This is a genomic window from Deinococcus aerius (assembly GCF_002897375.1).
Classification (GTDB): domain Bacteria; phylum Deinococcota; class Deinococci; order Deinococcales; family Deinococcaceae; genus Deinococcus; species Deinococcus aerius.
Genome location: NZ_BFAG01000021.1, coordinates 54346 through 62023, shown reverse-complemented (window position 1 = coordinate 62023; position 7678 = coordinate 54346). Strand labels below are relative to the sequence as shown.

The following is a 7678-nucleotide window of genomic DNA, read 5'->3' as shown; positions in this document are numbered from 1 at the left end:
CCCGTTTCAACGATTTCCCCGAACGTTAGGGGACTGAAATCGGACGCTCATGGTCGAACCCGACCGTTACAACCTGTTTCAACGATTTCCCCGAACGTTAGGGGACTGAAATTTCTTCAGAGCGGGAGTCAGCGTAGCGACGAGATGGTTTCAACGATTTCCCCGAACGTTAGGGGACTGAAATCCGCCTAACGCTCCCCCTCGCCCTGGCCTACATCCGTTTCAACGATTTCCCCGAACGTTAGGGGACTGAAATTTCAGCCCCGCCCGCCGCGCGAGTCTCGCCAGCGCGTTTCAACGATTTCCCCGAACGTTAGGGGACTGAAATGAGACGGTGGCGAGAAGCGCGGCGTTCTGCTCCAAGTTTCAACGATTTCCCCGAACGTTAGGGGACTGAAATTGTCATCACAATGCAGAAGATGGTCAAGGCAACCGGTTTCAACGATTTCCCCGAGCGTTAGGGGGCTGAAATAAGTTCAGCGGCGAGGAGACCAATCACGCTGCCATCGGTTTCAACGATTTCCCCGAGCGTTAGGGGACTGAAATCGAGGACATTCACACGCGCGACGTGGCGCCGCTCCTGCGGTTTCAACGATTTCCCCGAGCGTTAGGGGACTGAAATTTCACACCGCCGTTGATGCGGTCGGCGTCACCGGGAAGTTTCAACGATTTCCCCGAGCGTTAGGGGACTGAAATATTAAGTTCATCGTGGGTGTCTCCGAGGACGACCTGGTTTCAACGATTTCCCCGAGCGTTAGGGGACTGAAATAACGGCGGCGATATCGTGAGTGCCAAGCTCTACGGAAACTTCTATGACTTCCCCGAGCGTTAGGGGGCCGACATTCCCAGTAGAACGACCGGAAAGGAGCGTCAGAGCCGATCCCAACGGCCTCCCCGAACGGTAGGCGACTGCAATACGCACCTCTTGGCATTGACCGTGCCCCTGCGCCGGGAGCCTCGTCCGGGTACTTGGTTGGTACGGAGTGGGCTATGCCCTCACTCCGGGCTCTGGGGTTGAGGGCAGACAGTTCTGCCGACGCGACCCGGCGCAGGAAGCCAAATTACTGCACCTTGAGGGTCCAGCCCTCCGGCGCTTCCCGGTCCCCGAACTGAATCCCCGTCAGCTCGTCGTACAGGCGGCGGGTGACCGGACCCACCTCGGTCTCGGAGTAGAAGACGTGGAAGTGGTCGCCGTTCTGGATGCCGCCGATGGGCGTGATGACGGCGGCGGTCCCGCAGGCCCCGGCCTCGCTGAACTCGCCCAGGCGGTCCACGTACACGTCGTCCTCCCGCGCATCCAGGCCCAGCCGCTCGCGGGCGAGGTGCAGCAGGGAGGCGCGGGTGATCCCCGGCAGGATCGAGGGCGAGCGCGGGGTGACGAAGCGGCCATCCCGCGTGATGCCGAAGAAGTTGGCCGAGCCGACCTCCTCGATCTTCGTGTGGGTCTCGGGGTCGAGGTAGATCGCGTCGCCGAAACCGCGTGCCTTCGCCTCCCGTCCGGGCAACAGGCTGGCGGCGTAGTTGCCGCCGACCTTGGCCGCACCCGTCCCATTCGGGGCGGCGCGGTCGTAGCGCGAGACGACGAAGTTGGTGGGCGTCAGGCCCCCCTTGAAATAGGCGCCCACCGGCACGCAGAAGATCGAGAAGAGGAACTCGGGCGCGCTGTGGACGCCCAGGTTGTCGCCCACGCCGATCATGAAGGGCCGCAGGTAGAGCGCCCCACCCGTGCCGTAGGGCGGCAGGTAGTCGAGGTTGGCGAGCACGACCTGGCGGCAGGCCTCAATAAAGGTCTCGGTGGGAACCGTGGGCATCAGCAGCCGCGCGCAACTGCGCGCCATGCGGGCCGCGTTCTGGTCGGGCCGGAACAGGTTGACCGAGCCGTCGCGGCAGCGGTAGGCCTTGAGCCCCTCGAAGCACTGCTGCCCGTAGTGCAGGGCGGCCGAGCCCTCGCTGATGTGCAGCCGGTTGTCCTCCGTCAGCGTGCCCGCGTCCCACGCCCCCTCCCGCCAGTGGGAGAGGTAGCGCAGGTCGGTCCTGATGTAGCCGAAGCCCAGCGTCCGCCAGTCGATGTCCTTGACCGTCATCATGGTTCACCCTATCCCAAAGGCGCGCGGCGGGAACGCAGCCCGGGGAGTGTGGAACCGCTACAATTCTCCCAACCATGAGACGCCTCACGACGTTCCTGACGGTCGCGCTGTCTGCCGCGGCGGTCGCGCAGACGACCCTCCCGGTGGAAGCCGCGCGCTCCTCCTCCCCGCGCCCGGAGACACTCGCGCCAACCCGGGTGGAGAGCCCGGCCAGCCTGGGCCAGAACCCCTTCCGCAAGGCCGCGGGCAGCCTGATCGCCCAGGCCGCGCCCCCTTCCAGCAGCGCGGCGACCCCCATCCCCGAGAATGTGCTGCGGGTGCGGTACGTCCGGCCCGACGGGCAGTATGACGGCTGGGGCCTGCATGTCTGGGAGGACACGACGGCGACGGTGGAATGGAGCAGACCCCTGCCCCCCACCGGGCGGGACGCGGGCGGCCTGTACTGGGACGTGCCGCTGAAGGCGGGCGCGCAGAAGGTGGGCTTCATCGTCCACAAGGGGGATGAAAAGGACCCCGGCCCCGACATGTTCGCCGACCCCAGCAAGGGCCGCGAGGTGACGGTCACGAGCGGGCAGGCCGAGTTCGCGTACGGGGCGCCCGCCGCCCTGAGTGATCCCCCGGTCCCGGCTGGAACGGCCCGCATCAACTACTACCGCCCCGACGGCAAGTACGAGGGCTGGGGCCTGCATGTGTGGGAGGACACGACCGCCCAAGTCGAGTGGACCAAGCCGTTGCCGCAGACGGGCAAGAACTCCTTCGGCGTGTACTGGGACGTGCCCATGAAACAAGGCTGGAAGAAGCTGAACTTCATCGTCCACAAGGGGGACGAGAAGGACCCGGGGCCGGACATGACGCTGAACGCCGCGCAGGGCAACCAGGCCTGGATCGTGAGCGGCAACACGACGGTGTTCACGACGCGCCCGGACACGTCCGTGAAGGTCGTGGGCAACCTGAACCAGCAGCAGGCGATCATGCTGGGCCGCGACCTGGTCGCGGTGAAGAGGACGCTGGTGCAGCCCGGCGCCCTGCTCACCCTGCACGCCGCGCCCGACGCCAGCCTCAAGCTGACCCCGGCGGGGGTGGAGGGCGGCACGACCCTCACCCTGAACGAGGTGGAGGGGGGGCTGACCCCCGCGCTGAAGGCGAAGGCGCCGTACCTCGCCGACTACGCCCTCCTCCAGGTGCGGGAGGAGGACCGCGCGAGGGTGCCGGATGCCCTGCGCGGCCAGCTCGCGGTGAGCAGCGCCCTGCCCGACGGGACCCTGATCGACGCGACGGGGGTGCAGACGGCCTGGGCGCTCGACGACCTGTACACGTACGGCGGGCCGCTGGGGGTGACGTGGCAGGGGAACCGTCCCACCCTGCGGCTGTGGGCGCCGACCGCCCAGGACGTGGGGCTGCGGCTGGGCACACCCGAGCGCACCGTCCCCATGACCCGGAATGCCCAGGGCGTGTGGAGCGTGCAGGGCGAGCCGGGCTGGAAGGGCCAGCCCTACCGCTACGAGGTGCGGGTCTTCGCGCCGAGCACCGGGAAGGTCGAGACGAACCTCGTCACCGACCCCTACTCGGTCGCGCTGACTCCCAACAGCACCCGCAGCGTCCTCGCCGACCTGGACGACGCCTCCCAGAAGCCCGCCGGGTGGGAGGCGCTGAAGAAGCCCGCCCTCGCCACGGTGAGTGACCTCAGCTTCTACGAGCTGCACCTGCGCGACTTCAGCGCCGCCGACGCCTCCGTGCCCGCCGCCCAGCGCGGCACTTACCTCGCCTTCACCCAGGCGAACAGCAATGGGATGCGGCACCTGAAGGCCCTGGCGGACGCGGGGCTGAGGGCCGTCCACCTCCTCCCCACCTTCGATATCGCCACGATCAACGAGGACAGGGGGCAGTGGAAGACGCCGGGCGACCTCTCGGGGTTCCCGCCGAACAGCGAGGAGCAGCAGAAGGCGGTCGCGGCGGTGAGGGACCAGGACGCCTACAACTGGGGCTACGACCCGTACCACTACATGGTCCCCGAGGGCAGCTACGCGGTGAACCCGGACCAGCGGACGCGGGAATACCGCCAGATGGTGATGGCGCTGAACAATGCCGGACTCCGCGTCGTGCAGGACGTGGTGTTTAACCACACGAGCGCGAGCGGGCAGGACGAGCGCAGCGTGCTGGACAGGATCGTGCCCGGCTACTACCACCGCCTGAACGTGAACGGCGGGGTGGAGAACTCCACCTGCTGCTCGAACACCGCCACGGAACACAACATGATGCGGAGGCTGATGGTGGACACTCTGGTCCTGATGGCCCGCGAGTACCGGGTGGACGGCTTCCGCTTCGACCTGATGGGGCACCACATGGTCGCGGACATGCGGGCTGTTCGGCAGGCGCTCGACGCGCTGACGCCGCAGAAGGACGGCGTGGACGGCAAGAAGATTTACCTCTACGGCGAGGGCTGGGACTTCGGCGAGGTGCAGGGGGGCAAGCGCGGGGTGAACGCGACCCAGCAGGGCCTGTTCGGGCAGGGCATCGGCACCTTCAACGACCGCTTGCGCGACGCGGTGCGGGGCGGGAACCCCTTCGGCGGCCTTCAGGAGCAGGGCTTCGCCACGGGCCTGTTCGTGCTGCCCAACGGGCAGGCGGGGAATACCGACAAGGCCAAGGCGCTGCGCCTCGCCGATCAGGTTCGCGTGGGGCTGACGGGCAACCTGCGCGACTACACCTTCACGAATGCCCAGGGCCAGACGGTGAAGGGCTCGCAGGTGGATTACAACGGCTCGCCCACGGGCTACACGGCCAGCCCGCGCGAGGCAATCACCTATGTCTCCGCACACGACAACCAGACGCTGTACGACGCCGTGCTGCTCAAGGCGCCCGTGAACGCCACGCCCGCCGAGCGGACGCGAATGCAGAACCTCGCCAACAGCGTCGTGCTGCTGGGGCAGGGCCTCCCCTTCAGCCAGGCGGGCGACGACATCCTGCGCTCCAAGAGCTTCGACACCGACTCCTACAACTCCGGCGACTGGTTCAACGACCTGGACTTCACCCTGCGGGACAACGGCTTTGGCCGGGGCCTCCCGCCCGCCGAGAAGAACGAGGCGAACTGGCCGCTGTACCGCACCCTGCTGGGGAACACGGCCCTGAGACCGGACACCGCGGAGATGCAGCGTGCCTTCGACCACTACCGCGAGATGCTGCGCGTCCGCTACTCGTCCAGCCTCTTCCGCCTGGAGACGGCCCAGCAGGTCGGGCAGGCTCTCCGGTTCCTGAACACTGGCCCGAGCCAGACGCCCGGCGTAATCGGGATGAGGCTCAGCGGACAGGTCAGCGCGACCAACCCCTACCGCAACATCGTCGTGGTGTTCAACGGGAGCGGGAACACGGTCAACCTGAGTGACCCCAGCCTGACCGGGCTGAACCTCACGCTGCACCCGGCCTTGCAGGCGAGCACCGACCCCACCGTGAAGACCAGCCGCTCCAGCGGGAACACCGTCAGCGTGCCCGCCCTCACCACCGCCGTCTTCGTGGGGAAGTAGGCGGGGGAACCCCCGGCCGGAGAGAGGGAGCGATTGGAGCCGGACCCCTCCTCCTCGTGGGGAGGGGTCGAGCCGTCCCGCACCCCGCAGGACCGTGAGGCGGGGCTCGGGGAGATACCTCCGCCCCTCCCCGCTCAGCCCTCTTGACAAACTAGCGCGCATGTTTTATATGCGTAGGTGTGGGGCGGGAATAGAAAAAGAGCGTCCCACACGTTAGAAAGGCTTGGAGGTGAATGATGGCACTCGTACCTACATCCAGCACCGGTGTAACCCAGTGGAGTCCGGACGTGATGCCGACTCCCAGCTCTCTCTGGCCTGCTCTTGACCGCTTTATCGGTGACCTCGCCGGGCCAGCGCTGGGGGGCACGCGCTTCCCCCTCGACATGTATGAGACGGAAAGCCACGTCGCCGTGGACCTCGCGGTGCCGGGCATCAAGCCCGAGGACCTCGATGTCCAGGTCGAGGGGCGCACCCTGTATATCCGCGGCCGCTACAACTCCGGCAACGCGGCGGGCACACGCTACTGGGTGAAGACCCTGCCCAGCGGGGAGTTCCAGTACAGCCTGACCCTGCCCGTGAAGGTGGAGACCGATCAGGTGGACGCCAACCTGGAGTCCGGCCTGCTGCACCTGTCCATCCCCAAGGCGGCGGAGGCCCGAACGCGCAAGGTCGAGATCAAGCGGGGCAACTCAGTCAAGACCATCGGTTAACCCCGCAAGGAGCGCCAGTCCCCAGCGGCTGGCGCTCTTTCCGCACGCACCCCTGAGGGTGACGCCCATGCTTCGCCTTGCCCAGGCCCGGCCAGCCGCGACCACCACCGCCGTGACCCAGCGCCTTAAAATGGGGCAGACTCAGCCGATCTGCAAGAGTACATGGGTCTGAACGACGCACGCGCCACATTGCGTTAGCCCTCAGTGGATCGGCGCTGGAGGGATGGCAGGTGGTACGGTTGCCGTCCCATCCGTGATCGAAGCGGGACAGCCCTGCTCGCTCCGCTCGGGTTGAACCGTTCTAAAAACGGTTCAACCCGAATCCGTATGAGGTGCAGCACTGGTGGTGGCGGGCCAACCCGGTGGGGAGTTCCGCCACCGCCGCGCGCTGCCCCAGCGTGCCGCGCCTGGGCTGCTGCACGCCAGTTCGTCCGCGTCGGGCACCCCGTAGGTGGAGACACCCTCCACCGGGCGGAGGGCGGTGTGACGTGACACTTCGGGACCCCTGGCGCGCCCGTGCTCCTGCCCCCCGGGAGCCGGGCGCCGACCTACACTGGACGGGTGCGGCCCGCTCCCCCCGATCCGGTCGTCAGCCTCACCCTCCACCGCTACGGCGGGCGCTCGGTGTGGCGCGGTTTCGGCAAGATGGGCACCGATCACCTGCACCTGCGGGGAGTGCCCGGGCTGACGTTCTACCGGCTGCTGGGGACTGGCCGCGGCGCGGACCTCACGCTGGGGGCCGACCTGCGGCGCTGGGCGAGGCTGGCGGTGTGGTCGTCGCGCGCGGCACTGGAGCGCTTCGAGGCGAGCCCGTGGCGGCGGTGGGAGGCGCGGCTGGTGGACGAGAGCTACACGCTGGTGCTGCGCCCCGTCCGCTGGCATGGGCGCTGGGGCGGAGTGGAACCCTTCGGCCCAGCGCCGGCCGGGGGGGAGGACACCGGGGGACCGCTCGCCGTCCTCACCCGGGCCACCCTGCGCCCGGCGCGGCTGACCGCCTTTTGGGGAGCGGTGCCGACCTCGCAGCAGGGGCTCCACGGGCAGCCCGGCCTGCTGGCCTCGCTGGGGCTGGGTGAGTTCCCGCTGCTGCACCAGGCGACCTTCAGCCTCTGGCGCGACACGGCGAGCATGCGGGCCTACGCCTACGGCCAGGCGGGCCACCGCGAGGTCATCGCCCGCACCCGGCGCGAGGGGTGGTACCGGGAGGAACTCTTCGCGCGATTTGCCATTCTGGCGGCAGGCGGCTCGTGGGATGGCCGTGACCCGCTCGCGGGGCTGCTCCCGGGCTGAGGGCCGCGCCGTCACCCTGCGGGCGAACAAAAGGAGTGGGGACCCCAGGCGAGAACTTCAGGTCCCCCACGTT

The 7678-nt window shown here is 67.9% G+C and carries 4 protein-coding genes and 1 CRISPR repeat array; of the genes, 3 read left to right on the top strand and 1 reads right to left on the bottom strand.

Annotation, left to right across the window (positions count from 1 at the left end):
* Positions 1 to 3: 3 nt before the first annotated feature.
* Positions 4 to 769: direct repeats of the CRISPR family, unit length 37 nt; unit sequence GTTTCAACGATTTCCCCGAACGTTAGGGGACTGAAAT.
* Positions 770 to 1061: 292 nt separating this feature from the next.
* Entirely contained in the window at positions 1062 to 2087 is a 1026-nt protein-coding gene (locus DAERI_RS20680; protein ID WP_305791387.1) for a branched-chain amino acid aminotransferase, read from the bottom strand.
* 74 nt (positions 2088 to 2161) lie between these two features.
* Here DAERI_RS20680 and pulA point away from each other — a divergent pair, with 74 nt between their 5' ends.
* The 3 genes from pulA (at position 2162) to DAERI_RS20665 (ending at position 7605) form a co-directional block, all read left to right on the top strand.
* Positions 2162 to 5608 (top strand): pullulanase-type alpha-1,6-glucosidase, encoded by a 3447-nt coding sequence (gene pulA / locus DAERI_RS20675; RefSeq protein ID WP_103131332.1) that lies wholly within the window; start codon positions 2162 to 2164, stop codon positions 5606 to 5608.
* Positions 5609 to 5898: 290 nt separating this feature from the next.
* Positions 5899 to 6318: an Hsp20/alpha crystallin family protein gene (locus DAERI_RS20670; RefSeq protein WP_235610496.1), complete on the top strand. Its 420-nt coding sequence runs from the start codon at positions 5899 to 5901 to the stop codon at positions 6316 to 6318.
* A 561-nt stretch (positions 6319 to 6879) separates the two neighbouring features.
* Complete coding sequence (locus DAERI_RS20665) at positions 6880 to 7605, top strand: hypothetical protein (protein WP_201262804.1); 726 nt, start codon at positions 6880 to 6882, stop codon at positions 7603 to 7605.
* The last annotated feature ends 73 nt before the right edge of the window (positions 7606 to 7678 follow it).

Bases quoted from the DNA above. Each gene is read 5' to 3' on its own strand.
- DAERI_RS20680 (WP_305791387.1), bottom strand. From the start codon at position 2,087: ATGATGACGGTCAAGGACATCGACTGGCGGACGCTGGGCTTCGGCTAC.
- pulA (WP_103131332.1), top strand. From the start codon at position 2,162: ATGAGACGCCTCACGACGTTCCTGACGGTCGCGCTGTCTGCCGCGGCG.
- DAERI_RS20670 (WP_235610496.1), top strand. From the start codon at position 5,899: ATGCCGACTCCCAGCTCTCTCTGGCCTGCTCTTGACCGCTTTATCGGT.